The 25,052-nt window shown below is 70.3% G+C and carries 32 protein-coding genes; 16 read left to right on the top strand and 16 right to left on the bottom strand.

What is annotated here, in order from left to right; all coding sequences use genetic code 11:
• Nucleotides 1–140 precede the first annotated feature (140 nt).
• Nucleotides 141–596: a GNAT family N-acetyltransferase gene (locus F9C12_RS36080; protein ID WP_409463428.1), complete on the top strand. Its 456-nt coding sequence runs from the start codon at nt 141–143 to the stop codon at nt 594–596.
• A gap of 9 nt (nt 597–605) precedes the next feature.
• On the opposite strand, the gene F9C12_RS36075 is transcribed toward F9C12_RS36080, so the two are convergent.
• The 3 genes from F9C12_RS36075 to F9C12_RS36065 form a co-directional block, all read right to left on the bottom strand.
• Nucleotides 606–923, bottom strand: coding sequence for a hypothetical protein (locus tag F9C12_RS36075; RefSeq protein WP_409463427.1), 318 nt, complete (start codon nt 921–923; stop codon nt 606–608).
• Between the two features lie 33 nt (nt 924–956).
• Nucleotides 957–1,601: a TetR/AcrR family transcriptional regulator gene (locus F9C12_RS36070; RefSeq protein ID WP_409463426.1), complete on the bottom strand. Its 645-nt coding sequence runs from the start codon at nt 1,599–1,601 to the stop codon at nt 957–959.
• Nucleotides 1,602–1,748: 147 nt separating this feature from the next.
• A complete protein-coding gene (locus F9C12_RS36065) occupies nt 1,749–2,651 on the bottom strand; it encodes an NmrA/HSCARG family protein (RefSeq protein WP_409463425.1) in 903 nt (300 codons plus the stop codon).
• Between the two features lie 95 nt (nt 2,652–2,746).
• Between F9C12_RS36065 and F9C12_RS36060 the strand changes: the two genes are divergently transcribed.
• Entirely contained in the window at nt 2,747–3,307 is a 561-nt protein-coding gene (locus tag F9C12_RS36060; protein ID WP_409463424.1) for a TetR/AcrR family transcriptional regulator, read from the top strand.
• Between the two features lie 200 nt (nt 3,308–3,507).
• The gene (locus F9C12_RS36055; RefSeq protein WP_409463423.1) at nt 3,508–3,714 is read left to right on the top strand and encodes a hypothetical protein; all 207 of its coding nucleotides are present in this window, start codon (nt 3,508–3,510) and stop codon (nt 3,712–3,714) included.
• On the opposite strand, the gene F9C12_RS36050 is transcribed toward F9C12_RS36055, so the two are convergent.
• Nucleotides 3,711–4,352 carry a TetR/AcrR family transcriptional regulator C-terminal domain-containing protein gene (locus F9C12_RS36050; protein ID WP_409463422.1) on the bottom strand — a complete coding sequence of 214 codons (642 nt, stop codon included), beginning with the start codon at nt 4,350–4,352 and terminating at the stop codon, nt 3,711–3,713. The two genes, F9C12_RS36055 and F9C12_RS36050, sit on opposite strands and share 4 nt — an antisense overlap.
• Nucleotides 4,353–4,419: 67 nt before the next feature.
• Between F9C12_RS36050 and F9C12_RS36045 the strand changes: the two genes are divergently transcribed.
• From F9C12_RS36045 to F9C12_RS36035, 3 genes are read left to right on the top strand one after another with little or no spacing between them, the layout of a single operon-like run.
• Nucleotides 4,420–5,379, top strand: coding sequence for a PDR/VanB family oxidoreductase (locus F9C12_RS36045; RefSeq protein ID WP_409463421.1), 960 nt, complete (start codon nt 4,420–4,422; stop codon nt 5,377–5,379).
• Nucleotides 5,380–5,390: 11 nt separating this feature from the next.
• The gene (locus F9C12_RS36040; protein WP_409186203.1) at nt 5,391–6,053 is read left to right on the top strand and encodes an MSMEG_1061 family FMN-dependent PPOX-type flavoprotein; all 663 of its coding nucleotides are present in this window, start codon (nt 5,391–5,393) and stop codon (nt 6,051–6,053) included.
• Between the two features lie 45 nt (nt 6,054–6,098).
• Nucleotides 6,099–6,974 carry a phosphotransferase family protein gene (locus F9C12_RS36035; RefSeq protein WP_409463420.1) on the top strand — a complete coding sequence of 292 codons (876 nt, stop codon included), beginning with the start codon at nt 6,099–6,101 and terminating at the stop codon, nt 6,972–6,974.
• On the opposite strand, the gene F9C12_RS36030 is transcribed toward F9C12_RS36035, so the two are convergent.
• On the bottom strand, nt 6,971–7,348 hold the full coding sequence (locus tag F9C12_RS36030) for a MerR family transcriptional regulator (RefSeq protein ID WP_409463419.1): 378 nt from the start codon (nt 7,346–7,348) through the stop codon (nt 6,971–6,973). The two genes, F9C12_RS36035 and F9C12_RS36030, sit on opposite strands and share 4 nt — an antisense overlap.
• 59 nt (nt 7,349–7,407) lie before the next feature.
• Here F9C12_RS36030 and F9C12_RS36025 point away from each other — a divergent pair, with 59 nt between their 5' ends.
• Nucleotides 7,408–8,547, top strand: coding sequence for an MFS transporter (locus tag F9C12_RS36025; RefSeq protein ID WP_409463418.1), 1,140 nt, complete (start codon nt 7,408–7,410; stop codon nt 8,545–8,547).
• Nucleotides 8,548–8,554: 7 nt separating this feature from the next.
• Here the strand turns inward: F9C12_RS36025 and F9C12_RS36020 are convergent, their stop codons facing one another.
• From F9C12_RS36020 to F9C12_RS36010, 3 genes are all read right to left on the bottom strand, one after another.
• Nucleotides 8,555–9,115, bottom strand: a complete 561-nt coding sequence (locus tag F9C12_RS36020) for a hypothetical protein (RefSeq protein ID WP_409463417.1) — start codon at nt 9,113–9,115, stop codon at nt 8,555–8,557.
• A gap of 444 nt (nt 9,116–9,559) precedes the next feature.
• Nucleotides 9,560–10,000, bottom strand: coding sequence for a nuclear transport factor 2 family protein (locus tag F9C12_RS36015; RefSeq protein WP_409463416.1), 441 nt, complete (start codon nt 9,998–10,000; stop codon nt 9,560–9,562).
• Nucleotide 10,001: 1 nt separating this feature from the next.
• Nucleotides 10,002–10,877, bottom strand: coding sequence for a TIGR03619 family F420-dependent LLM class oxidoreductase (locus F9C12_RS36010; RefSeq protein WP_409186197.1), 876 nt, complete (start codon nt 10,875–10,877; stop codon nt 10,002–10,004).
• A 141-nt stretch (nt 10,878–11,018) separates the two neighbouring features.
• On the opposite strand from F9C12_RS36010, the gene F9C12_RS36005 reads away from it, so the two are divergent.
• On the top strand, nt 11,019–11,822 hold the full coding sequence (locus tag F9C12_RS36005; protein WP_409463415.1) for a hypothetical protein: 804 nt from the start codon (nt 11,019–11,021) through the stop codon (nt 11,820–11,822).
• Nucleotides 11,823–11,898: 76 nt separating this feature from the next.
• Entirely contained in the window at nt 11,899–12,144 is a 246-nt protein-coding gene (locus F9C12_RS36000) for a hypothetical protein (RefSeq protein WP_409463414.1), read from the top strand.
• A gap of 53 nt (nt 12,145–12,197) precedes the next feature.
• Here the strand turns inward: F9C12_RS36000 and F9C12_RS35995 are convergent, their stop codons facing one another.
• Together F9C12_RS35995 and F9C12_RS35990 are read right to left on the bottom strand one after the other, a co-directional pair.
• Nucleotides 12,198–13,007, bottom strand: coding sequence for an Fpg/Nei family DNA glycosylase (locus F9C12_RS35995; RefSeq protein ID WP_409463413.1), 810 nt, complete (start codon nt 13,005–13,007; stop codon nt 12,198–12,200).
• Nucleotides 13,007–13,480, bottom strand: a complete 474-nt coding sequence (locus F9C12_RS35990) for a ribose-5-phosphate isomerase (protein ID WP_409186193.1) — start codon at nt 13,478–13,480, stop codon at nt 13,007–13,009. Before F9C12_RS35990 ends, F9C12_RS35995 begins: the two co-directional genes overlap by 1 nt.
• A gap of 372 nt (nt 13,481–13,852) precedes the next feature.
• On the opposite strand from F9C12_RS35990, the gene F9C12_RS35985 reads away from it, so the two are divergent.
• Nucleotides 13,853–14,644, top strand: a complete 792-nt coding sequence (locus F9C12_RS35985) for an MBL fold metallo-hydrolase (protein ID WP_409463412.1) — start codon at nt 13,853–13,855, stop codon at nt 14,642–14,644.
• 45 nt (nt 14,645–14,689) lie between these two features.
• On the opposite strand, the gene F9C12_RS35980 is transcribed toward F9C12_RS35985, so the two are convergent.
• Nucleotides 14,690–15,310 (bottom strand): DsbA family protein, encoded by a 621-nt coding sequence (locus F9C12_RS35980; RefSeq protein WP_409463411.1) that lies wholly within the window; start codon nt 15,308–15,310, stop codon nt 14,690–14,692.
• 177 nt (nt 15,311–15,487) lie between these two features.
• On the opposite strand from F9C12_RS35980, the gene pepN reads away from it, so the two are divergent.
• Nucleotides 15,488–18,055, top strand: coding sequence for an aminopeptidase N (gene pepN, locus F9C12_RS35975; protein WP_409186190.1), 2,568 nt, complete (start codon nt 15,488–15,490; stop codon nt 18,053–18,055).
• A 343-nt stretch (nt 18,056–18,398) separates the two neighbouring features.
• On the opposite strand, the gene F9C12_RS35970 is transcribed toward pepN, so the two are convergent.
• From F9C12_RS35970 to F9C12_RS35960, 3 genes are all read right to left on the bottom strand, one after another.
• On the bottom strand, nt 18,399–18,881 hold the full coding sequence (locus F9C12_RS35970; RefSeq protein ID WP_409186189.1) for a DUF5130 family protein: 483 nt from the start codon (nt 18,879–18,881) through the stop codon (nt 18,399–18,401).
• On the bottom strand, nt 18,868–19,122 hold the full coding sequence (locus F9C12_RS35965; protein ID WP_037814055.1) for a hypothetical protein: 255 nt from the start codon (nt 19,120–19,122) through the stop codon (nt 18,868–18,870). The genes F9C12_RS35970 and F9C12_RS35965 overlap by 14 nt, the downstream gene beginning before the upstream one ends.
• A 309-nt stretch (nt 19,123–19,431) precedes the next feature.
• Entirely contained in the window at nt 19,432–19,560 is a 129-nt protein-coding gene (locus tag F9C12_RS35960; RefSeq protein ID WP_409186188.1) for a hypothetical protein, read from the bottom strand.
• A 28-nt stretch (nt 19,561–19,588) separates the two neighbouring features.
• Between F9C12_RS35960 and F9C12_RS35955 the strand changes: the two genes are divergently transcribed.
• Entirely contained in the window at nt 19,589–19,852 is a 264-nt protein-coding gene (locus tag F9C12_RS35955) for a hypothetical protein (protein WP_409186187.1), read from the top strand.
• Nucleotides 19,853–19,953: 101 nt separating this feature from the next.
• Here F9C12_RS35955 and F9C12_RS35950 read toward each other — a convergent pair whose 3' ends face one another.
• Entirely contained in the window at nt 19,954–20,406 is a 453-nt protein-coding gene (locus F9C12_RS35950; RefSeq protein ID WP_409186186.1) for an HNH endonuclease, read from the bottom strand.
• Nucleotides 20,407–20,817: 411 nt separating this feature from the next.
• On the opposite strand from F9C12_RS35950, the gene F9C12_RS35945 reads away from it, so the two are divergent.
• Genes F9C12_RS35945 through F9C12_RS35935 form a run of 3 tightly spaced genes read left to right on the top strand, consistent with a single transcriptional unit; the run spans nt 20,818 to nt 23,826 of the window.
• Complete coding sequence (locus tag F9C12_RS35945) at nt 20,818–21,819, top strand: mechanosensitive ion channel family protein (RefSeq protein ID WP_409463410.1); 1,002 nt, start codon at nt 20,818–20,820, stop codon at nt 21,817–21,819.
• A gap of 28 nt (nt 21,820–21,847) precedes the next feature.
• The gene (locus F9C12_RS35940) at nt 21,848–22,237 is read left to right on the top strand and encodes a globin (protein WP_369806064.1); all 390 of its coding nucleotides are present in this window, start codon (nt 21,848–21,850) and stop codon (nt 22,235–22,237) included.
• On the top strand, nt 22,237–23,826 hold the full coding sequence (locus F9C12_RS35935; RefSeq protein WP_409186184.1) for a glycoside hydrolase family 13 protein: 1,590 nt from the start codon (nt 22,237–22,239) through the stop codon (nt 23,824–23,826). The genes F9C12_RS35940 and F9C12_RS35935 overlap by 1 nt, the downstream gene beginning before the upstream one ends.
• 93 nt (nt 23,827–23,919) lie before the next feature.
• On the opposite strand, the gene F9C12_RS35930 is transcribed toward F9C12_RS35935, so the two are convergent.
• Nucleotides 23,920–24,108, bottom strand: a complete 189-nt coding sequence (locus F9C12_RS35930; protein ID WP_409186183.1) for a hypothetical protein — start codon at nt 24,106–24,108, stop codon at nt 23,920–23,922.
• Nucleotides 24,109–24,495: 387 nt separating this feature from the next.
• Here F9C12_RS35930 and F9C12_RS35925 point away from each other — a divergent pair, with 387 nt between their 5' ends.
• Nucleotides 24,496–24,699, top strand: coding sequence for a cold-shock protein (locus tag F9C12_RS35925; RefSeq protein ID WP_101434095.1), 204 nt, complete (start codon nt 24,496–24,498; stop codon nt 24,697–24,699).
• Nucleotides 24,700–25,052 lie beyond the last annotated feature (353 nt).

The following is a 25,052-nucleotide window of genomic DNA, read 5'->3' as shown; positions in this document are numbered from 1 at the left end:
CGGACGCCCGTGATGGCTCGGCACCTCAGCGATCGTCGTCGTGGAGCGGGTGGACGCGCTCCTGTCGCGGCCCCTGCCGAGAGTGCGCGAACCGACCGGTGGCCGCGCTACCCTGAGGTCCCCGAGCATCGGAGGCGCACATGCCGAGCGAGATCGACCTGCGCCCCGCGACGGCCGAGGACAGCGATTTCTGTTTCCAGGTGCACCGGGCCGCGTTAGGCGAGTATGTCGCCGCGGTCTGGGGCTGGGACGACGAAACCCAGCGCGGCTACCACGATCGCGTTTTTGCTCCCAGCCGCTGGCAGGTGATCACGGTCGACGGAGCGGACGCGGGCGTGCTCGTCGTCGAGCACCGGCCGGCGGAGGTCTTCCTCGGCCGGATCGAACTCGATCCGCGCTATCAGAGCCGAGGGATCGGCGGCCGGCTGCTCCGCTGGCTGAGCGGCGTCGCGGCGGAGCGGGGACAGCCGCTGACGCTCGAAGTCCTCGCCGTCAACCCCCGAGCGCACGCGTTTTACGTGCGGCACGGCTTCCGCGAAACCGGCCGGAACAGCCGGAAAATCCTCCTGGCCCGCACCCCGGACCAGGAGGATTGACCGGAAACCTCACCCCGCATCAGTCACCGTCCCCGTGACGTCCGCGTCCGGCCCGGATTCCCTCGGGTCCCCGGTCACGTGCAGCAGAACCTGCTTCGCCGGATCCGCCCCGGCATGCCGCACGGTCGGGATCGTCAGCTCGCCGCTCGTCTGCCCCGCCGGGATCTGCACTATCGCCGTCAATCCGGTCTCCGACAACGGCTGCGCCTTCGCCGGATCGACCCCGTGCTCGATCAGCCACTTCGGGTCGACGTCCGACGTCATCAGTTCCGGCCCGCTCTTCGGCGGCTTCGTCTCCCCGAGCACGCTGATCTCCGCATCGGCCACTGTGGACAGTCCGACCTTCCGGCGCCCGAGGGTTCAGGCCCGGTTCTCCGCCAGCGACCCGGTGCGCAGACCGGCCACCACGATCTCGCCGAACGCGTCGCCGATCTGCCGGGGAGTCATTTCGCCGCGCGGATCGAGCCAGGTGTGCGCCCACGCGGCCACGCCGATCACCGCGAACGCCAGCACCCGCGCGGTCGCGACCGGTTTGAACGCCCCGTTTTCGATTCCGCGCTCGACCACCTGCGTGACGAGGGCTTCGAACTCGTCGCGTTTGCGCTCGATCGAGGCGAACGTCGTGCTGGAAAGAAACCGGCGCTCCTGCTGGAAAACCGAGATCTCGGCCCGGTAGAGGCCGATCGGCTCGACCAGCACCTCGGTCATCACCCGCTCCGGCGCGCCGCCGTCGGCGAGCACCTCGCGGATGCGCCGCAGCTGGAAATCCATGAACTGGTCGTGGATTTCGCGCAGCACGTCCTCTTTGGTCTCGAAATGGTAGTAGAACGCGCCTTTGGTGAGCTTCGCGGTGTCCACGATTTTCTGCACCGAAGTAGCGTGGAAACCGTCCTTTTCGAACAGCTTGAGCGCGGCGGCCACGAGCGCCTGCCGGGTGGCGTCCGGGTCGCGCGGCGCCCGCGCCCGGCCGTCGCGTTTCCCCGTGGACGGCTGGGCAGCGGGCATCGAAGTGCTCCTTACTGGCCGGTGCGGCCGCGGATACCGGGCCCAGAAGGTAACAAACAACCGCGCTCCGGAGGGACGAAACCGGCAAGTCCGGCAGGGGAAAACTGCCGTCGGCACCAACCGGCTGCCACGAACGGAGCAACGCGCTCAGTCCCGCAGGGCCGTCTCCGCCCACTCCTCGAAACTCGTCAGCGGAATCCCGAATTCCCGGGTGAACTCCGGCCGCGCCGGCTGTCCGATCGCGTTCAGCATCTTGTGCGAAAGCCCCATCGGCGGCATTCCCGCGGCGAAGGCCTCGTCCACGGTCAGGTCCGGCACTGCCAGCGGCACGCCCAGCACGTGGGACAGGATCGGCGCGATCTCCGCCATCGACCGGTAATCGCTCGCGAGCTCCAGTTCGACCCGGTCGAACCGCTCCGGCTCGGCGATCGCCGCCGCGGCCGCCCGGCCGATGTCCCGCACCGCGACCAGCGACAACCGGGTGTCCGGACGCAGGATCGTCACCAGCCCGCCCTCGATGCCGCGCGGGAACACGTACCGCGCGGACGGCAGGAAGTTCTCCATGAAGAACCCCGGCTTGAGCAGCGTCCACCGCGGGAATTCCGCCGCCCGGAGCCGGTCCTGGATCGCCGCCTTCGCCTCCGCCCCGGGCTTCAGGAACGCCCAGCGCTCGTCGATCCGTTCCGGCAATCCCGCACCGCTCACCGACGTGTGCACGAACTGCGGCACCTCCGCGTTTTTCGCCGCCTCGATGAGATTCACCCCCTGGGTCACCTCGCCGGCGAAGTCCGGTTCCGGCCCGCTCAGGTCCGGCATCTGCACGCTGAACACCGCCCGCGCGCCCTTCGCCGCGCGCGTCAACCCGTCCCGGTCGCGCAAATCCCCGACGACGAGTTCGGCGCCCAGCGCTTCAACCGCCTTCGCCCGCTCCGAGACCGGATCCCGGACCAGCGCCCGGACGGGAACGCCCGCCGCCAGCAGCTCGCGCGCGGTCGCGCCGCCCTGCTGTCCCGTCGCGCCGACGACCAGAACCGGTGCTTGCTCAGCCATGATTCTCCCTGGGAACACTAAGTGGCGGGGCCCGCCATTTCGTGTCCGCTACGATACGGCGGGGCCCGCCACTTAGCAAACCCGGAGGTCACGCCATGCCCGGCCAGCAACGCGCGGACGCGCGGCGCAACTACGCGCGGATCCTCGAAGTGGCCGAGGCGGAGGTCGCCGCGCACGGGGCGAACGCGTCGCTGGAACAGATCGCGCGCACCGCAGGGGTCGGCTCCGCGACGGTGCGGCGGCACTTCCCCACGCGGCACGCGTTGCTGGAAGCCGTCTCGCGGGAACGGATCGCGCTGCTGGCCGCGCGCGCCCAGGAACTGGCCGGCGAACCCGACAGCCGCCGCGCGCTTCTGGACTGGCTGGACGACGTGGTCAACTACTGCGTGACCGCCCGCGGCCTGGCCGCCGCCCTGGCGTACGACGTGCCCGATCCGGTGCACGGAAACTCCTGCGCGGCGACCCTGGAAGAGTCCGCCGCCCCGCTGCTGGCGCACGCCGCCCGCGACGGAGCTGTCTCGCCGGACGTGACGGTCGGCGACCTGATCGCTTTGATCGTCGGCATCACCCTGACCACGGAAAACCACCCCGACCCGGCCACCGAGTCGAGCCGCCTGTTCCGGATCGCGGTGGAAGGAATCAGCCCGCGGCCGTGAATCGCCGCTTCAGGCGGCGAGGCGATCGGCTCCCGGCCGAGGAGTTCGGCCAGGAAGGTGCGTGACGGCGTCCGGAGCGGCGAGCGTGACGGGCCCGTCGAAAGGAGCGAGCACCAGCGAGGAGCACCGCACTCGCCGCGGCTCATGGAGATCTGCCGGGCCGGCAGCGAAGCCAACGACGAACTCGTCGCGGCGGCGAGGTGCAGCCGGAGTTCACCGCGGACGACCTCTACGCGCTCGTCCTCGACAACGCCCTCGCCCTCAAACACGGCGAACGGCCCGCCCGGGACGCCTGCGACCGACGCACCGCTTACCTGCTGGACGGAATCCGCGGAGGCCGTCCGGCGAGGGCGGCCGCTCCGCCTCCCGGCGAGAAGCGCGGTAAACCCCGGCCGCCGAAGGTCTAAGGCCGCTTCACCAACGCATCCACCCCGGCGAGCAGCAGCTCCAGCCCGAACGCGAACCGCTCGTCGAAATCGAGCATCGGCTCCACCGGTCCCGCCTCCAGGTGCACGTACTTCCGCGCCCCCAGCACGCGCTTAAGCACCTCGACCTCGCCGCCGGTCGCGCCCTGTTCCTCGAGCGCCTCGCCGAGCACGTAACAGAACACCGCGCTCGTCGCCCAGATCGCCCGCCGCCGCGGCAGCCCGGAGGCCAGCAGGCCGCCGAGCAGACTGTCCACAAAGGTCAGATTGCTGCGCTTGGCCGCGTAGTTCCCGCCGACGATCCGCGCCCCGTCCCGATGCGCGAGCAGCGCCGCGCGCAATCCGGCCGCCATGGCCCGCACGCGGTCCTTCCAGTCTCCGCCCTCGGCGGGCAGCTTCGCCACCGCGCCGGCGAGGATCGCCTCGGCCATTTCGTCGATCAGCGCGTCCTTGCCGTCGAACAGGCGGTAGATCGCGGGCAGGTGCAGGCCCATCCGGTCGGCCAGCTGGCGCATGGTGAGCGCCTCCAGCCCGCCCGCGTCGACCAGGTCCAGCGCCTCGGCCACCGCCCGCTCGGCCCGGGTCGCCGCGATTCCCGCCCGTTTCGCCTCGGTTGACATGGTAACGATGATACCAATACTCTCGGCGAGGCGGCGAGTAACAACGTTAACAAAAGGAGGGAAGCCGATGACCTCGAATGCCGGAACCGCCGGGCGGCTGGACGTCTTCGTCCGGCAGTTGCGCTGGGAAGCCGACGGCGTCGTCTCGCTGGACCTGGCGGCCGCGTCCGGGGAACCGCTGCCGAGCTGGGAACCGGGCGCACACATCGACCTCGTGCTGCCGAACGGCGTCGAGCGGCAGTACTCGCTCTGCGGCACGCCCGGCGAACGCTCGCACTACCGGATCGGCGTCCGCCGGGAACGCGCGAGCCGCGGCGGTTCGGAATACGTGCACGCCTTTCTCCGGCCCAGCCAGCGCATCGCGATCAAAGGGCCGCGTGACAATTTCGGTTTCCGCCCCGCGAAGTCGTATGTCTTCGTAGCGGGCGGCATCGGCATCACGCCGATCCTGCCGATGGTCCGTGCCGCGGAAGCCCAAGGCGCCGACTGGCGGCTGTACTTCGGCGGCCGCACCAGCGCGTCGATGCCGTTCCTCGGCGAACTCCGCGGCTACGGCGAGCGCGTCCGCTGTCATCCTTCGGACACCGTCGGCCGGATTCCATTGACTGAACTGGAAAAGCCCGTCGAAGCGGGCGCGAAGGTCTACGCGTGCGGCCCGGCTTCCCTGCTGTCCGATTTGGCCACCGCAGCGGAGAACTGGCCCGCCGAAGCGCTGCGCCTGGAACGGTTCAAAGCCCCGCAGGCCGCACCCGCGGAAAACAAGCCGTTCGAGGTGGAATGCGCGGCCTCGAAGAAAACCGTTTCGGTCGGCGCCGGCGAAACCATTGTCAGCGCACTCGAAAAGGCCGGCATCCGGCCGGTCACCTCGTGCCGGTCCGGCATCTGCGGATCCTGCGAGACCAAGGTGCTCGACGGCGTCCCCGACCACCGCGACGGCATCCTCTCCTCGAGCGAACAAGCGGCAGGCGACCGGATGTTCGTCTGCGTGTCCCGGGCCCGCACCCCACGCCTCGTCCTCGACCTGTGACGGGAGAACTCATGACCACCGCGGCCGACGCCTACTCCCCGATCGGCATGGCGCGCATCCGGGAGATCATCGGTTTCCCGGACCAGTTCATCGCCGAGAAAAAAGAACCGCGGCTCGGCGAATTCGCCATGCGGTTCATCGCGCACAGCCCCTTCTTCTGCGCCGCCACGTTCGGCGCGGACGGCCTGATGGACGTCAGCCCGAAAGGAGATCCGCCCGGTTCGGTGCGGATCCTCGACCCGTGGACGCTCGCGATCCCGGACCGTCCCGGCAACAAGCTCGCCGACACCTTCGAAAACGTCACCGCGAATTCGTCGATCGGTCTCGTTTTCTTCGTGCCCGGCCTGCGCGAGGTGATCCGGGTCAACGGCGACGCGTTCGTCACCGACGACCCGGAACTGCTGAGCATGCTCAGCGCGGACGGCAAACCCGCGGTGCTCGCGACGGTCGTCCGGGTGCGCGAGGTGTTCGGGCAGTGCGGAAAAGCCGTCATCCGGGCGAAACTGTGGGAGGGCGACACCCGCGGCCTCGCCGAAGCCGCCACCCTCGGCGGCGATTTCTACACGCTTTCCATCGCCGAACAGGCACAGAAAATCAACAACAGCCTCGGCGATCTCGTCAACGGCGGCATTTACGACGTGGTCGACGAAAACTACCGGACTGAGCTGTTCTAAAAACTCCGTTGCTCCCACCACGAAGCCCTGCCTAGTATCCCATTCGTGCGATCTCGACCGTCTTTCGTCACCGACGCCGCCATCACCCGAGCACTCGCCGAACACTGGAAGCCCGTCGCCGAGATCGCTTACCTGCCTTGGGGTTTCGGCGCGCACCACTGGCGCGCCGATGACCTGTTCGTCACGCTGGACCAGCTGGCACCCCGGCACACCGCGGAATCGCTGGAAAGCACCTACGCCAGCGCCGCCGAACTGGCCGCCGCCGGGCTTTCCTTCGTGTGCGCACCGGTGCCGACGCGGTCCGGCCGGTTCACTGTGGACATCGGAGCCGGCGCACTCAGCGTCACCCCGATGCTGAACGGCCGCAGCCCCGCGGAAGACGAGGTCGACAAACCGGCAATTCTCGCCGCGCTCGACGCCCTGCACCGCACCCCGCCGCCGGCCGGCCTGCGCCACTGGGCACCGCGGGTCGGCCCGGACTTCGCCGACGAACTCCGCGCCCGCACCGCCGAACCCTGGACATCCGGGCCACTGGCCGAAGCAGCCCGCACCGCGCTGGCCGATCGAGCCGACGCGATCAAGCGCTGGAACGACCGTTACCTCGACCTGGCCGCGTCAGCCGCCGCCCGGCGCGATTCCTGGGTCCCGACCCACGGCGAACCCCACAACGACAACCAGGTCGCCACCCCCGACGGCCTGCGCCTGGTCGACTGGGAAACCCTCGCCGTCGCCCCGCGCGAACGCGACTACGCCGACCTGCCCGCCGCCGCGGGACTGGACCCGGAAATGGTCGAACTGTTCGCCCTCGACTGGCGGCTTTCCGAATTGCGCGAGTATTCGGACTGGTTTTCCGCGCCGCACACCGGAACCGAGGACGACGTCATCGCGTTGGAAGGGTTACGCGAGGAACTGGCGAGTTAAGCGACCCGCGAAGCCGCGCGGTCGGCCCCGTCCGGGGCGCGCGTGGTCGCGAGCAGATCGTCGAGCAGCGACCGCGTGTGCAGAAGCCGGTCGATGTCGCCGGTGATCCGGCGGCGCTCCGCTTCGAGCCGTTCGCGGCAGTCGTCCAGCAGCAGGGATTCGCCGGAAAGGCAGGCCAGGATCTCGCCGATGACCTCCATGCCGAGACCCGCGGCGAGGAGGGTCTGAATGTGCGCGACCTTGCGGACGTCCGAATCGGCGAAGATCCGGTACCCACTGGGGGTCCGCTCCGGCCGCAGAACGCCCTTTTCCTCGTAGTAGCGCAGCGCTCGCACGCTGACTCCGGTCCGGTGCGCCAGTTCTCCGATCTTCACCTGGGTCCCCCGCTTTCCGGCTTGACTCTCACGTCGACGTGAGAGTTTAGCGTGCGGGCATGCTTCGTCCAGCCATCCTCATGTTCTGCGTTTTCAGCATCACCACCGGCGAATTCGTGGTGGCCGGAATCCTGCCCGACGTCGCCGCCGACCTGCACGTCACCGTCGGCGCCGCGGGACTTCTGGTCACCGCGTACGCGGTCGGCATGATCATCGGCGGCCCGCTGCTCACCGCGGCGACCGCCGGGATCGACCGGAAGCGGCTGATGCTCGCCTTGCTGGCGGTCGCGGTGCTTGGGAACGCGGTCTCCGCGCTCGCTCCCGGATACGCGCTGCTGCTCGCGGCCCGGGTGGTCACCGCGCTGGTGACCTCGACTTTCTTCGCCCAGGCCATCGTGGTCGCGGTGCGCTCCGCCCCGCCGGAGCGAGCCGGGACCATGGTCGCCCGGCTGGCGTTCGGGATGAACCTGGCCATGCTCCTCGGAGCGCCGATCGGCACCCAGATCGGCAGCCAGTGGGGCTGGCGCGCGACGTTCGCCGCGATCGCCGCGGCCTGCCTGATCGGGCTGGGCCTGGTGTTCTGGCAGCTCGCCTCGCCGCACGAGGAGCACCGGACCTCGGCGGTCGCGGAACTGCGGATGCTGCGCCGCGGCCCCGTGCTGATGTCGCTGGCCATCACCGCGGTCGGCAACGCCGGGGTGCTCATGGTGTTCAGCTACCTCGCCCCGCTGCTCACCGGTTTGGCCGGACATCCGGCCGCCCGCCTGCCGGTGCTGCTCCTCGCCTACGGCGTCGGCGCGACGATCGGAAACCTCGTCGGCGGCCCGCTCTACGACCGCAACCCGCGCCTCTTCCAGCCGCTTCTTCTCGCCCTGCTGACCGCGATCCTGGCGGGCAGCTGGTTCGTGGCGACCTCCCCGGTGTTCACTGTGGCAGCAGTGGTGGCGATCGGCCTCCTCGGCTTCGCGATCATCCCCGGCATGCAAGCCCGCGTGATGGCGACCGCCGCCGAAGCCCCGACGCTGGCGATGGCCGTCAACGCCTCCGGATACCAGGCGGCAGCCGCGGCGGCCGGCCTGCTCGGCGGCCTCCTCGCCGACTCGGCCGCCGGACCCCGGCCCATCTACCTGGTCGCCGCGGGCTTGACCGCGTGCGGTTTGCTGATGACGGTCCTGGTCACGCGGGCGCTCGCGAAGTGATCCGGAATCACCGGACGCGAGTGACGACATCCGGTTGCCTGTACCCGCGGCGGTCCGCCCAGCGCTCGCCGTCGAGATGACCGGTCGCCACCAGACGGGCCAGCTGGACTGGCGAACAGAAGCTCCGGTTGTCCAGGCCGCCCACCAGTTCCCCGGTGTCCGCGAACAGGTAGAGGTTACGCGTGAGCGTCCATACGCAGGACACGATCGGGCGGCGCAAGATCGCCTCGAACCAGTCCGCCGCGCGGGCGGCCAGTTCCTCCGGTTCGCCGGTCGCGGTGAACGCGAGGCTGGTCGGTTCGTCCGGCAGCGTGAACAACTGGTTGTGCACCTCGTCGCCGCGCAGAATCCGGCCGTCCAGATGCACCCCGACCGTCAAGATCACACAGTGCGCGGCCGGATCGGTCAGGTCCAGGGAAGCGACCAGCGGAAGCCCCGCGCCCGGCGGATCCAGCCGGCTGTCGAGCGGGTTCGCGCGCCAAGCCGCCGCGCGAACCCGCAGAACCTCGGCGAAGCGGTGTTCGGTCTCGCCGAGGTCGCCGTCGTATTCGAACCATCCGTCGGGCACGAAAATCTCCTCCGCCCTCGACCGCCTCTGCCGCACCGATCTCCGCGACCAGCCGCCGGTTTCGTCGTCCAGCTCGCTGAACCACGGAATCATCCCAAACGCGTCGAGGTCACCGACTCCGGCGGGGCGGCAGCCTGCTGAATACGTTGCTGCGTTTGGACAACGCCGGACCACGCCGGACTGGCCGCCCGCCATCCGCTCCTCCGGCCGGATCGCGGGCGTCATCGGACTGGAACCGGCCGGTTTCGCGAAGATCAGCGTCCCGAAATTCATCCTGTGGAGCGGCCAGGAAAGCACCCGCCCGGCTCGTCCTCGGGGAACGGAGCGCGTCTCGGCACTGAATCCCCGGATCAGCACGGAAATCGTACCGAGAACCACGCACGCGCTGACGCTGCAGCAACCCGGCCGCGTGCTCGACTTCGTCGAAACGACCTCGGCCTGACCTCAGACCTGCCGCGCGGTCGCCATCGCCCGCTCGGTCTCCCAGAACGCCCGCATCGAAACGACCAGGCCCTCCTCGTCGACCCGGTACACGAACACCCCGTCGGTGTCGACGCGATAGCCGCCCGGCAGATACGTCGTGATGGTGCCGACGTTCGCGACCTCCGAACCCGCCGCGTGCGAATCGCGGATCACGAACTCGAACTTCTCGACGGTGCCGATCGTCTTGTCCCAGAAGGCGGAAAGCCCCTCGCGGCCGTGGTGGCCCTTGCCCTCCTCGTCGAACATCGACGGGCCGACCGGGTCCTCGACGACCGCGTCCGGGGCGAACAGCGCGAGCCAGCCGTCCTTGTCCCCGGCGGTCGCCGCCGTCATCGACTTGAACGCCGCCTCCCGCGCGGGCGGCTGCTTCGCCGCGGGGTCCCAGCAGACCTCGACTCCCATGTCACTCCTCGATTTTCGCGATGATCTCGTCGCCGAACTTGCGGATCGCGTCGACCTTCGGGCCCAGCTCCGCGTCGAATCCGTGCCCTTCGAAGACCCACGGCATGGTGATCGCGTCGGTGACGCCCGCCTCGGCCTGTTCGCGGAACCCGTCGAGCCCGAACCGGTCGACGCACACCGCCTGGAACTCGAACGGGTCGCCGGCGCGCCCGCGTTCGGCGAGCAGGCCCTTGAGCTTGCCGATGGTCTCGCGCAGCTGGTCGAGCGTCATCATCGCGGACGACCAGCCGTCCGCGACGCGCGCGGCCCGGCGCAGCGCGACGTCGGTGTGCCCGCCGATGTAGAACGGGATCCGCGAGGGCGGCGGCGGGCTCATCTTGAGCTTGCCGAAGTCGAAGAACTCGCCGTGGAACTCGACCATGTCGCCGCTGAGGATCAGCCGCAGCACCTCGATCGCCTCGTCGAACCGCTTGCCGCGGCGCGCGTACGGCGCGCCGCACCATTCGAATTCCTCCGGCGACCAGCCGATCCCCAGCCCGAGCCCGAAGCGCCCGCCGGTCAGCGCGGCGACCGAGTTGACCTGCCGGGCGAGCAGCACCGGATTGCGCGAGCCGAGCTTCAGCACCGACGTGTAGAACCGGATCCGCTCGGTCGCCGCGCCCATCGAGGCGGTCGCGACCAGCGGATCCGCCCAGGGCGTGTTCTCGTCCCAGAACCGGCTGCCGTCCGGGGTGTAGGGATAGTCGGCGGACACCTTCTCGGAGTAGAAGAGCGAATCGGGCAGCACGATCGAGGAGAACCCGGCCTCCTCGGCGGCGCGGGCCAGCCCGCCCAGCTGGTCGAGCGGGCTCATCGCGATCGACAAGGAGAACTTCATGCCGCGGACTATAACGTGTTCTAGTTTTGCTGTCACCGCTCGAACGGAGGCGCCGCCGGGAACTCTCCGCGCACGGTCCGCGTTGTCCGTTTCAGGGACGGCTGCCCGGCCGTCGCGTCAGATCGAGACACGGAGTGACCCATGGGCACCGCGATCCTCCTGATCGTGCTGGTCGTCGTCATCGTCGGAGGCGGGTTGTACCTGTTCAGGAAGCAAGCCGCGGCCAGACAGAGCCAGCTCGACGACGCGAAGGCCGACGCGCGCCGCCTCGTCGAGCGCCTCGGCGGCCAGGTCCTCAACCTCACCGGCACGGACACCGCCTCCCAGCAGGCGATGGCCGACGCGAGCGAGCGCTACAACGCCGCCGGTTCGCAGCTGGAGCAGGCCAAGACGGTCGAGCAGGCCCGGCTGGTGAAGGAAACCGCCGTCGAAGGCCTGTACTACGTGCGCGCCGCGCGCGTGGCGATGGGCATGGACCCCGGCCCGGCGCTGCCGGACGAGGCCGAACGCGAACGCGCGGGCAAGGTCACCGAACGCCGCGAGGTGGACGTCGAGGGCCAGCACTACGCCGCCTCGCCCGAACCCGGCCAGGACACGCCGTACTACTACCCCGGCGGCCGCGTCGCGGGCCGCCCGGTGCCGCAGGGCTGGTACAGCGAACCGTGGTGGAAGCCCGCGCTCGTGGCGGGCGCGTGGGGCCTCGGCTCGATGTTCCTGTTCAGCGCCATGTTCTCCGGCATGAGCGGCATCGCCAGCGCGTCGGCCTGGGAATCCGGCTACGACGCGGGCCAGGCGGACGCCCTGGACGCGGGCGGCGCGGACGGCGGCTTCGACGGCGGAGGCTTTGACGGCGGCGGATTCGACGGAAGCCAGGACTTCGGCGGAGGTTTCGACGGAGGCGGCTTCGACGGCGGAGGGTTCGACGGCGGCGGATTCGACTTCTGACCGACGACCAGCGAGGGCCCCGGGGCAGGTGTGCCGCGGGGCCCTCGCGTCGTTCCCCCAGGAGGAAAATGGCCGGATGCCAAGCAGCGAACGGAAGAATCAGGCGGGCCTGCATCGTGCGGCGGTTGACGCCGTGGCGGCCTGCCTCGCCGATGAGGACGCGGATATCCACAACCTCACCGACGCCGCCGTCCGGCAGGACGCGCTTCTAGCGGCGCTGAACTTGGTCGCACTGGCCGCGGCGGCAGTCACCGCCCTCGCCGAGGCCACGGGCCGCACACCGCACGAAGCCCTGCGCTCGATCGACCGCGCGGGGCGTTGACGAACAATCAGCGGGCGGCGACACGGCAGCCGATCTCGACCACCCCGCCGCGCTCAAGCAGGCTGGCAGGTGGGGCACCAATAAAGATTCCGCGCCGCCAATTCCTTCTGCGCCACCGGCGTCCCGCACACCAGGCACGGCATTCCGGCCCGCCGGTACACGTAGACCTCGCCCCCGTGCCGGTCCTCCCGGGGAGCCCGGCCCATCGCCGCGGGCAGGTGCTCCGGCGCGACCGTGTCGATCCGCCCGGCCCGGACTCCGGCGCGCATCAGCGTCACCAGGTCCGCCCACAGGGCGTCCCACAGTGCGCGATCCAGCGAACGGCCCGGAACCATCGGCGAAATCCCGTGCCGGAACAGCACTTCCGCGCGGTAAACGTTCCCGACCCCGGCCAGCACCGCCTGATCCATCAGCAACGCGGCGATCGTCGTGCGAGACCGCGAAATCCGGTCCCACGCGCGGTCCGGCTTCGCGTCGCGGCGCAGCGGGTCCGGGCCCAGCCGGGCCTTGATCGCGTCGACCTGCGCCGGGTCCAGCAGTTCGCAGCGGGTCGGGCCGCGCAGGTCGGTCCAGTGGGTGCGGCCGACGAGCCGCATCCGCACCTGGCCGACCGGTTCGGTTTCGGGCAGCGGCGCTTCGCCAAAAGTCCCGTACAGACCTAAGTGGACATGCACTGTCCCGAAAGGACCGTAGTCGTGAAACAGGTGTTTCCCGTACGCCTCAGCGGAAACGAGCACCTGCCCGTCGAGTTTTGCCGCCTCCGCGGCGAACCGGCCCTGCGGACTGCTGAGGCCGACCGGTCCGCCGGCGTAGCGGCGTCGGTGGAGGCGGGCCAGCCGATGGAGCGTGTGCCCCTCGGGCATCAGGCCTCCGGCAGGGCGGGCGGGGTGCCGGTGCGCTCGTAGTCGAGCAGCTGCTGGACGCGCCGCGCGTGGCGCTCGTCCGGGTCGACCGGCGTGGCGAGGAACGCCTCGACGATCTCGGTCGCCTGCTCCCGCGTGTGCATCCGGGCGCCGACGCCGAGCACCTGAGCGTGGTTGTGCTGGCGGGTCAGCTGCGCGGTTTCGACGCTCCAGCCGAGCCCGGCGCGGATGCCCGGCACCTTGTTCGCGGCGATCTGCTCGCCGTTGCCGGACCCGCCGATGACGATGCCGAGGCTGCCCTCGTCGGCGGCCACGCGGCGCGCGGTTTCGACGCAGAACGCCGGGTAGTCGTCGGCCGCGTCGTAGACGAACGGACCGATGTCGGTCACCTCGTGCCCCTGTTCGCCGAGGTGGCGGACAAGGTGGTTCTTCAGCTCGAAACCGGCATGGTCGGATCCCAAGTAGACACGCACAGCGGGAGTGTGCCATCTCGCCGCCGACCCGGCATGCTCCGGGGTGGCCGTCGCGGCGCGGCGCGGAACGGACGTCCGGCTCGAACGGGGCACCGGGATCCTCGGCCGGGAACGCGCCGCGCTGATCACCGTGGACGTGCTTTCCTCCGTCCCCGCAACGAATCTCGGCGCCAGTCGCGGCGGCCGGCGGCCGGGAAGAGCGCGCGCTCGCGGAGCCGCGCGGTCGTCGCGGGCGAAGAGGAATGGCCGCTCCGGCTGTCTTCTGTGACGGAGATCCCCTCCGCGGCGTGCGTCGAGAACCTGCTGGACGCGGGCGCGCCGACCGGCTCGCGATAGCGTGGCGAGGGCACAGCGCGAACTCCTGGAGGGGCAATGACCTGGACCGAAGTCGCCGACCGGGTTTTCGCCCGCCGGTACGCCGAGCTGGACCTCACGACCGGCTTGGTGCTCGGCCGGGAGCGGTGCCTGGTGATCGACACCCGCGGCGACGTCGACCAGGGCGCCGAATTCGCCGCCGCGGTCCGCGAGCTGACCGAACTGCCGTGGTCGGTCGTCTACACGCACGCGCACTTCGACCACGCCTTCGGCACCACGCCGTTCCTGCCGTGCGACGTCTGGGCCCACCCGGGCTGCCTGCAGGCCCTGCTGAAGAACGGCGAAGCCGACAAGCGAACCTGGGCCAAGCACTACCGCGAAGAGGGCAAGCCGGAAATCGCCGACGCCATCGAACGCACCGGCCTCATGCCGCCGGACCGCCTCGTAGCCGACCGCGCCGAACTCGACCTCGGCGGCCGCACCGTGACCCTCGTACACCCCGGCCCGGCGCACACCGACCACGACCTGCTGGTGCACGTGCCGGACGTCGACGTGGTCTTCGCCGGAGACGTCGTGGAACACGGCCCGCACGGATTCACCGCGTACTCGTTCAGCCCGGACGACCAGCTCGACGCATGGGCCGCCGCGATGGACGCACTGCTCGCGCTGGAACCGCGCATCGTCGTCCCGGGACACGGCGACCCGGTGGACGCTGCGTTCGTCCGGACGCATCGCGACGGCCTGCTGCGCCTGCACGAGCTGAAGACGCGCGGCGCGGCGCGGGAAGAAGCCCTGGCAAGCTCGCCGTACCCCGAGGACGTCACCAAGGCGGCGCTCGGGTTCTCGTGAGTGTTCATCCCGGTTAGAACCGGGATGAACACTCACGAGGGAGCGTCAGTCGAAGTTCAGCTCGCCGGTCCGGGTGCGCTTCAGCTCGAAGAAGTCCGGGTAGCTGGCCAGCGCGACCGCGCCGTCGAACACCTTCAGCGCGTCCTCGCCCCGCGGGATCGACGACAGCACCGGGCCGAAGAACGCGGTCCCGTTGACGTGGATGGTCGGCGTGCCGACGTCCATGCCGACCGGGTCCATGCCCTCGTGGTGGCTCTTGCGCAGCGCCTCGTCGTATTCGGTCGATTCGCCCGCCTCGGCGAGTTCGGCCGGGGCGCCGATCGCGGCCAGCGCCTCCTTGATCACGAGCTTGCGGTCCTCGATGTGCTGGTTGTGGTAGCGGGTGCCGAACTCGGTGTAGAAGTTCCGCACGGCCTCCTGGCCCTGGGTCTGCGCCAGCGCGGTCGCGACGCGGACCGGGGCCCAGCCCTCGCTCAGCAGCGCCTTGTACCGCTCGGGCAGGTCTTCGCGGCCTTCGTTCAGCACCGAAAGGCTCATCACGCGGAAGGTCAGGTCCAGCTCGCGGTGCTTCTCGACTTCCAGGATCCACCGCGACGAAATCCACGCGAACGGGCAGATCGGGTCGAAGTAGAAGTCCACCTTGGCGGGCTGGGACGAGTCAGTCATGTTTCACGGGCTCCTCGGCGAGGCTGCTCCCCGGCGCTCGCCGAGGGGCGGGGCGAACCCCCGCACTGCGGGGCAACGCGGCGGCCCCTCCGCATTGTTCCCTGGTCGCCGCTTCCGGGCCCGTCATGATTGGATGCTGAACGTCGTGCCCACCGGAACCGAAGACCAGAGGTGCCCGTGCCCGCCCCCAACCTGACGCGTGACGAAGCCAAGCAGCGCTCCGGCCTGCTGGACGTGTCGTCCTACGACATCGAGCTGGACCTCACCGACGGCAGCGGCCGTCCCGGGGAGAAGACGTTCCGCTCCACCACCACGGTGCGGTTCTCCAGCAGCCGTCCCGGCGAAGCGTCGTGGATCGACCTCGTCGCCGAAGGCGTCCGCTCCGCCGTGCTGAACGGCACTGAGCTGGACGTCAGCGGCTACGCCGAGGAAAAGGGCATCGCGCTGCCCGGCCTTGCCGCGGAGAACGAACTCGTCGTCACCGCGGACTGCCGCTACATGAACACCGGCGAGGGCCTGCACCGGTTCGTCGACCCGGTCGACGACGGCGTGTACCTCTACACCCAGTTCGAGACCGCCGACGCGAAGCGCATGTTCGCCTGCTTCGACCAGCCGGACCTCAAGTCCGTCTACCGGCTCGCGGTGCACGCCCCGCGCGACTGGAAGGTCGTTTCCAACGCGCTCGTCGAAAGCGCCGAGGACACCGAGGACGGCGCGCGGCGCACGCGGTTCGCCGAATCCGAGCGGATTTCCACCTATCTGGTGGCGCTCGTCGCCGGCCCGTACGCGGAATGGACCGACGAGTTCCGCGACGAGCACCGCACCATCCCGCTCGGCATCTACTGCCGCGCGTCGCTCGCCGAGCACATGGACGCCGAGCGGCTGTTCGCCGAAACCAAACAGGGTTTCGCCTTCTACCACGAGAAATTCGGCACCCCGTACCCGTTCTCCAAGTACGACCAGCTGTTCGTGCCGGAGTTCAACGCGGGCGCGATGGAGAACGCCGGCGCGGTCACCTTCCTCGAGGACTACGTCTTCCGCAGCCGCGTCACCCGCTACGCCTACGAGCGGCGCGCCGAGACGCTGCTGCACGAGATGGCGCACATGTGGTTCGGCGACCTGGTCACCATGCGCTGGTGGGACGACCTGTGGCTGAACGAGTCGTTCGCGACCTTCGCGAGCGTGTTCGCCCAGGCCGAGGCGACCGAGTACAAGAACGCCTGGACCAGCTTCGCGAACATCGAGAAGTCCTGGGCCTACCGGCAGGACCAGCTGCCCTCGACGCACCCGATCGCGGCCGACATCGTCGACCTGCACGCGGTCGAGGTCAACTTCGACGGCATCACCTACGCCAAGGGCGCGAGCGTGCTGAAGCAGCTGGTGTCCTACGTGGGCATCGAGCACTTCCTCGACGGCCTCAAGGTGTACTTCGGCAAGCACGCGTGGGGCAACGCCACGCTGGCGGACCTGCTGGCGGCGCTGGAAGAGGCGTCCGGCCGCGACCTGTCGTGGTGGAGCGCGGAATGGCTGGAGACCACCGGCCTCAACTCGCTCAGCCCGCGCTACGAGGTCGCTCCGGACGGGACGTTCTCGTCGTTCGCCGTCGTGCAGACCGGCGCGAAGCCGGGCGCGGGCGAACTGCGCACGCACCGCGTCGCGGTCGGCGTGTACGACGAGGACGGCGACGGCAAGATCGTCCGCACCCGCCGCGTCGAACTGGACGTGACCGGCGAGCGCACCGAGGTGCCGGACCTGGTCGGCCAGGCCGCGGGCAAGCTCGTGCTGGTCAACGACGACGACCTGACCTACTGCCGGATGCGGCTGGACCCGGCGTCGCTGACCACGCTGATCGACCGGATCGGCGACATCACCGAATCGCTGCCGCGCACGCTGTGCTGGTCGGCCGCGTGGGAGATGACGCGCGAGGCCGAGCTGAAGGCTCGCGATTTCGTGACGCTGGTGGCGCGCGGGATTCACGCCGAGAGCGAGGTCGGCGTGGTGCAGCGGTTGCTGCTGCAGGCACAGACGGCGTTGAACTCTTACGCGGACCAGAAGTGGGCTGCTGCCGAGGGATGGCCTGCGTTCAGCGGGCGGTTGCTCGAGCTGGCCCGCACCGCGGAGGCTGGATCGGATCACCAGCTGGCGTTTGTGAATTCGCTGGCCGGAGGGGTTCTCGGGGACGAGATTCTGGCGGAGATCGCCGGGTGGCTGGACGGGTCCGCGCCGTTGCCCGGGTTGACCGTGGACACCGATTTGCGGTGGCGGTTGCTGCAGGCGTTGGTGGCGCACGGGAAGGCTGGGTCCGCGGAGATCGATGCCGAGCAGCGGCGGGACGACACTGCTGCCGGGCGGCGGCATGCGGAGCGGTCTCGGGCGTTGCAGCCGACCGCCGAGGCCAAGGCGGATACCTGGCAGCGGGCTATTTACGACGACGAGATTCCCAATGCGGTCAGCGATGCGTTGATTTCCGGGTTCTCGCATCCCGGGCAGAAGCATTTGCTCGGGGAGTATGTCGGGCGGTATTTCGAGGTTATCGACGATGTCTGGGCTCGGCGGTCCAGCGAGCGGGCGCAGCCTACGGCGATCGGGTTGTATCCGTCTTGGGCTGTTGAGGCGGAGACGGTGAACGCTTCGGACGAGTGGCTCGCCGGGGAGCATCCGGCTGCGTTGCGGCGGCTGGTTTCCGAGGGGCGGGCTGGGATTGTCCGGGCTTTGGCTGCTCGGGATTTCGATAGTCAGGGGTGAGGGGGCTCGTCGCCTGGCGGCGACATTGCTGTTGATGGGTGGCGTGGGGCCCCCGAAGCTTGATTGTGCTGACGGTTCGGGGGTGCTTGTCAAGGCGGGAAAGATGCCTTGACAAGCACCCCCGAACCGCAGGGAGGCTTCGTATCGGGGGCGGGGGGGAGGTGTGGGTGCCTCGCTGTTTGGGTGCAGCGGTGCGGTTTTGGTGCGCGGCTTGGGTGCGTGGTGGCGGGGGCTCGCGGCGTGCGGTTCGCGGTTGGTCGTGGCCTTCACGGGAAGCCTGGGGCGGAACGTAAAAGAGCCGATACGCCAGGGGCGGCGTATCGGCTCTTGTGCTTGTGTGGTGTCAGTGCTTCGGGGCGGGGCCTGCTTGGTCGCTCAGCATGCGCAGGGCGTTGACCAGGCCGCCGGTCAGGTCGCCTTCCTTGAAGGAGGCCACCATGCTCGCCACGGCCAGGTTCGCGCCTCGGTCGGGCAGGCGGGCGTGCGAGCGTTCGCCGGTGACGATCTCGATCGCGCGCTGGGCGGGGGAAACGGCCAGCAGCACCGCGTTCGAGGGGTTCTCGGTGGCGGCGTGCAGCGATTCCGCGCCGGCGCGGGTGTCTTCGCCCAGGTCGCCCAGGTAGATGCTGAAGTCGAGGCCGGTCTCGCGCGTCGCGAAGGTCAGGGCCTCGTCCAGGCGGGCCAGCTGCTGCACCGTGAACGGGCTCGTCGGCGCGGCGGGCTCGTACATTTTCGCCGCCGACAGCCTGCCGCTGTTGGTGATGACCTCGCCGAAGGCCAGGTCCTTCTCCGCGACCGCGGTCCGGGTCAGTTCACCACTTGCCACGAGCGCCTCCTGCGGCCGTCGAAGCGCCCGCGGGCGCCGCATTCACGTCAACCGCCGGGCCGTGGCCGGCTCCTACGCCGTCCGGGTTGGCGGTCCACCACATCGCGGGGTACTCCCACGGCTGCCCCGGCCGGTACCGCGGCGTCCCCGAGAACTTCTTCCGCAAGGTCGCGGCGCCGACCACGAAGTAAATGGCCCCGGGGATGACCGCGTAGACCAGGATCGTCTCGACAACGTTCACGCCGGTGAGCGTATCGGATGCCTCCGGCGGCCACCGCGCGACACCGGCGACCGGGGGCGACCGTTCGCCGCCGCTCAGGCGCCGTCCGCCGCTTGGCCCGCGCCCGCTGGAACGTTGGGGCGAAGGGCTGCGGGCCGAAAGATGGCAACTCGCCGTACAGGCGGCCGTACCGGGCGATCCCGGCTTGTCCGAACCCTGAAATCCTCGTAGCTTTTTCACCTGTACGGGCCTTGCGCCCGCCTCCCCAGCCCCAGCCCGTCACGCACCGGTCCCAGGAGGACACCTCATGCAGAGCGTCCAGCCCCCCGCTCAGGCGATCACCGAGACCATTTCGTCACCCAGCGAGACCGGATTCGTGCCCGGAACGCGGGTCACGTCCGGCACCAGGGTTACGCGCGGCACTCGGGTCACCCGCGGCACCCGGGTCACCGCGGGCACTCGCGTGACAATGGGTACCCGGGTCACCATGGGAACTCGAGTCACCAGGGGAACCCGCGTTACCCGCGGGACCCGCGTCACGGCCGGAACTCGCGTCACGATGGGCACGCGCGTCACGCGCGGCACCCGCGTCACCCGGGGAACTCGCGTCACGGCAGGCACCCGCGTCACCTGCGGCACGCGCGTCACGATGGGCACCCGCGTCACCCGCGGCACGCGCGTCACGCGCGGAACCCGGGTCACGATGGGCACGCGCGTCACCTGCCAGGCGGACTACCGCCTCGCCGCCTGAGCCGCGACCCGGCCCCGGTTCGGAGAAACGTCGAGCACGCTCCATCGGCTCGCCCCGGCCGCCGCACTGGCAGCCGGGGCGCCGGCGTGTCCGGGGAACGGCTAGGCCGCCGACCCGAGATACGGCCGCCACAGCGGGTCGGCCTCTTTGGAATGCGCCAGCAGCCGCCAGTGCGGGCCGTGCGGGGCGCGCGGCACCACGCGCAGCCGCCAGCCCAGCTCCGACAGGAGCCGGTCGGCCTTGCGGTGGTTGCACTTCGCGCAGCAGGCGACGCAGTTGGTCCAGCTGTGCGGACCCCCCTTGCTGCGCGGGACGACGTGGTCGATAGTCTCCGCGCGCCCGCCGCAGTAGGCGCAGCGGTGCCGGTCCCGGTGCATCAGCCCGGCCCGGGTGAGCGGCACCTGCGCCCGGTAGGGCACCCGCACGTACGTGCTGAGCCGGATCACCGAGGGCACGGGCAGCGACACCGTCGCGGCGTGCAGTTCGACGCCGCCCGGATCGCCGTGGACGACCTCCGCCTTCCCGCACATGACGAGCACCACCGCGCGCCGCATGGGCACCGCGGTGAGCGGTTCGAAAGTGGCGTTGAGCAGGAGGACCCGGCGCCGCCCCCACGCCGGGGCGACCGGATCGCGGGCTCTACGCTGTCCGGGCGGACGGGATGCTCCCCCTGGACGGGTCCCCGGCCCGGACGGGACGGAGCCGCCGGATGCGGACCCTCCCGGGCAGGCACGCAGGATCGCCTCCGGCGGTTGCCCGGCCATGGCTTGGCCGGCTCCGCCGAGGGGGACGGGTTGTCGGTCTGGCACTCGACCACCTCCACCGGTGCAGGCATAGTCGACCACACATCAGGGCCCCGGCGCACGCGTGTTCTGTGACGTGTCACATACCCGCGACCCGGCGGCCACCCGCCGGCCGCTTGCGCGCCGCCGGGGCAACGAAGCGAGAAGGGACTTTCTCCGCCAGTGAATGCCGTGCTCAGCGCTCCGCCCAGCTGCATCTCCGAGGCCGGGTCGTGGTGCGCCCAGGTCTACTCGGTCACGCACAACGAGTGGCTCGCCGCGTCGGCGGGCTGGCTCCTCACGAAGCCGCTGAAGATCATCATGATCCTCGTCATCGCGTTCGTGGTGCGTTATCTCACCAAGCGGGTGATCGAGCGGGTCACGACGCTCCCGGCCTCGGGCGGAAACGGCAAGATCCCCTCGCTGTTGCGGCCGCTTCGCGAGCGCGCCCCGGAGATGCTCGGCACCGCCGTCGTGGAGCGCCGCCGGCAGCGTGCCAAGACGATCGGCTCGGTGCTGAAGTCGCTGGCGACGTTCCTGATCTACGGCCTCGCGTTCATCCTCGTGCTCGGCGAACTGGGCATCGACCTGGCCCCGATCATCGCCTCGGCCGGGATCGTCGGCGTCGCGCTCGGTTTCGGCGCGCAGAACCTGGTCAAGGACTTCCTTTCCGGGATGTTCATGATGATCGAGGACCAGTACGGCGTCGGCGACGTGGTGGACATCGGCGAGGCCACCGGCACCGTCGAGGCGGTCGGCCTGCGCATCACCACGCTGCGCGACCTGAAGGGCACCGTCTGGTACGTCCGCAACGGCGAGGTGCTGCGCGTCGGCAACTCCAGCCAGGGCTTCGCCTACGCCGTGGTGGACGTCCCGCTGAGCTACTCCGCGGACGTCGACAAGGCCACCGAGGTGCTCAGCGACGCGGCCACGAAGGCGGTCGAATCGGACGCGCTCGCGGCGAACGTGCTGGAGCCGCCGGAGATGCTCGGCGTCGAACAGGTCACGCCGGAGGGCATCGTGGTACGCCTGACGGTCAAGGTGCGGCCGGGCAAGCAGTGGGCGGTGCAGCGGAAGCTGCGCGGGCAGCTGCTCGGCGCGCTGGAGGAGGCCGGTTTCGAACCGCCGCTCGGCCGGCTGCTGTCGTCCATGCAGGACAAGCAGTCGGGCGCGCCGCGGAGCTGAGACAGGGCAAGATGGAGGGGTGTCGACTGTGAGCGAGCCGGAACCGGCGAACCTGTACGAGGCGGTGGGCGGCGAACCGACCTTCCGCCGGATCATCAAGCGGTTCTACGAGGAAGTGGCCCGCGACGAGGTGCTGCGCCCGCTCTACCCGGAGGAGGACCTCGGCCCGGCGGAGGAACGGTTCCGGCTGTTCCTCATCCAGTACTGGGGCGGTCCGCACACCTACTCCGACCAGCGCGGCCACCCCCGGCTGCGGATGCGGCACGCGCCGTTCAAGATCGGCCCGATCGAACGCGACGCGTGGCTGCGCTGCATCCGGATCGCGATCGACGAGGAGAACCTGCCCGAGCCGTACCTCAGCCAGCTGTGGGCGTACCTGGAAATGGCCGCGCACAGCATGATGAACAGTTTCGTCTGATGAGACGCAGGGTCGCGGGGCGGCGGCCGGAGCGCCTTCCGCGGCCGTCGTGGTGGTCGGACGCGGTGTTCTACGAGATCTACGTGCGGTCGTTCGCCGATTCGGGCGAGGACGGCATCGGCGATCTCGAGGGCATCCGCAGCAAGCTCGGCTACCTGGAACTGCTCGGCGTCGACGCGCTGTGGCTCACGCCGTTCTACCCCTCGCCGATGGCCGACCACGGCTACGACGTCGCGGATCCGCGCGGCGTCGACCCGATGTTCGGCACTCTCGGCGACTTCGACGTGCTGCTCACCGAGGCGCACCGGCGCGGCATCCGGGTCACTGTGGACGTCGTGCCCAATCACACGAGCAACCAGCACGCGTGGTTCAAGTCCGCGCTGGCCGCCGGGCCGGGCAGCCCGGAGCGGGAGCGCTACCACTTCCGCGACGGCCGCGGTCCCGGCGGGGCCGAGCCGCCGAACAACTGGGTCAGCGTGTTCGGCGGGCCGGCGTGGACGCGGGTGCCGGACGGGCAGTGGTACCTGCACCTGTTCGCGCCGCAGCAGCCTGACCTGAACTGGGCCCATCCCGACGTCCGCGCCGATCTGGAGCGGACCCTGCGGTTCTGGCTCGACCGGGGCGTGGACGGGTTCCGGATCGACGTCGCGCACGGCATGGCCAAGCCCGCCGGACTGCCCGACATGGACCCGGACACGCCCTCGCACGGCGGCGGCGCGCCCGGCGACCCGCGCTTCGACGACGACGGCGTGCACGAGGTGCACCGGCTGATCCGCAAGGTGCTCGACGAGTACCCGGACGCGATGGCCGTCGGCGAGATCTGGGTGCAGGACGAACAGCGGCTGGCGCGCTACCTGCGTCCGGACGAACTGCATCTGGCGTTCAACTTCCGCCTGGTGCTCACCCATTTCGACGCGGACGCGATGCGCACGTCGATCGAGCGTTCGCTCGCGGTGCCGCGCACGGCGGGCGCTCCGGCCACCTGGACGCTGTCGAACCACGACGTCTGGCGCGCGGCGAGCCGGTACGGCGGCGGCGCCACCGGGCTCCGCCGGGCGCGCGCGATGGCGCTGGTGGAACTGGCCCTGCCCGGCGCGGTCTACCTGTACCAGGGCGAGGAGCTGGGCCTGCCGAACGCCGACCTGCCGCCGGAAGCGATGACCGACCCGCGCGCCCGCTCGCAGGGCCCGGAGTTCAGCCGCGACGGCGAGCGGGTGCCGCTGCCCTGGGAGGGCACGCTTCCGCCGTACGGGTTTTCGCGCACCGCGCAGACGTGGTTGCCGATGCCCGCTGACTGGGCGCCGCTCACCGTGGAACGGCAGCTCGAGGACCCGGAATCGACGTTGTCGCTGTACCGGCGCGCGGTGGAGCTGCGGAAACACCATCCGGCATTCCGCGGCGGCGACGAGCTGCAGTGGTTCGGCGCGCCCGCGGGCTGTTTCGCGTTCCGCCGCGGCCGGGGCGGCCTGATCTGCGCGCTGAACACCTCGGCCAGCTCGATCGTGCTGCCGCCAGGCGAGGTGCTGCTCACCAGCAGCCCGCTGGTCGACGGAAGGCTCGCGCCCGATTCGGCCGCCTGGCTGGCGTAGCCCGGGCCTCTCCGCTGCCCGGGAGGGGCGGCTCAGGCCTCGAAAACCCGGCCGTCGCCCGGTCCGCCTCTCGGCGGCCGGGCCGGGCCGGGATCAGACGCGGGCACCCGCCTCCAGGCCGAGCATCGCGAGCAATCCCCGCAGGTCGTCGACATCGTGCGCGTGTCCCGCGACCGTGCGGGCGGCGTGGCACTGCTGGACGCGCAGGTCCTGTTCGGCGGACACCCGGGCACGGGCGAATTCACTGGTTTCGGCGGACAGCGGACGTCGTTCCGAGCGCATGTCGCTCCTCGTCGAGGTGGAAGGGGCCACCGGCGGCGCCGCGGGAAGCGGACCCGCCGGGGACGACGCCGGCTCGAGCGCCGGCGCACGGTGGGACTTCTCGACCCCGTCGACGCTACTCCCCCGCCCCGGCCCGCCCGCGAGCCGTCCCCCGCCGCGCGCGCCGGGACGTCCACAATGGACCGTTCGGGCGGCGGCACTGGTGGGTCCGGCCCGGGCGTGCTTTACTGAAGACGGTCGTGTTTTGTGTTCGCGCGGTGGGTACGTCCCGCAGCCCGCTCGCAAGATGTAGCGGGCGTGGTGTTTCTCTTTCGGAAGGCACACCGTCGGTTGCCAGACCCGGATGCCGAGGTGGCATCTGTTGTGAGTCCGATGGAGATCGTTTTTATGACGCAAGGCACCGTGAAGTGGTTCAACGCCGAAAAGGGCTTCGGGTTCATCAGCCCGGACGACGGCAGCGCCGACGTCTTCGTGCACTACTCCGAGATCCAGGGCAACGGGTTCCGCAGCCTTGAGGAGAACGCGCGCGTGGAGTTCGAGGTCGGCCAGGGCCAGAAGGGCCCGCAGGCCACCGGCGTTCGCGCCGTCTGAGTTTCCCCGGTGTTTCCCCTGGTGCGGAAGGTTTTCCGCACCAGGGGACCCGCGCCGAAGCGGACGTTCCCGTCCCCGGCGGCCGAAATCGTTCGGCACCCCGGTGCGGCCCGGTGACTTCCCCCGGCCGCACAAGGTCTTCCGCGTTCCGGGAACCCGGACGCGAGATCACCCGTTGACCAGGACAGGTCGCGACTGGCCGCACGGCCCTCCCCTGCCCGGTCAGTTCGCAGCGCACGGCGCGTCCCCCGAGGCGGTCCCCCGGCCGCCGCGGTGCGCGCCGCGGCATCGGCCTCGGCCCCGCAGAGCGCGGCGGCCGGACCAGCTCGAGTAGGAGCGTTTACCCATCGAAA

The sequence above is a fragment of the Amycolatopsis sp. GA6-003 genome (genome assembly GCF_046267895.1).
In the GTDB taxonomy this organism is placed as follows: Bacteria; Actinomycetota; Actinomycetes; order Mycobacteriales; family Pseudonocardiaceae; genus Amycolatopsis.
This window is presented reverse-complemented; position numbering and strand designations above follow the sequence as displayed.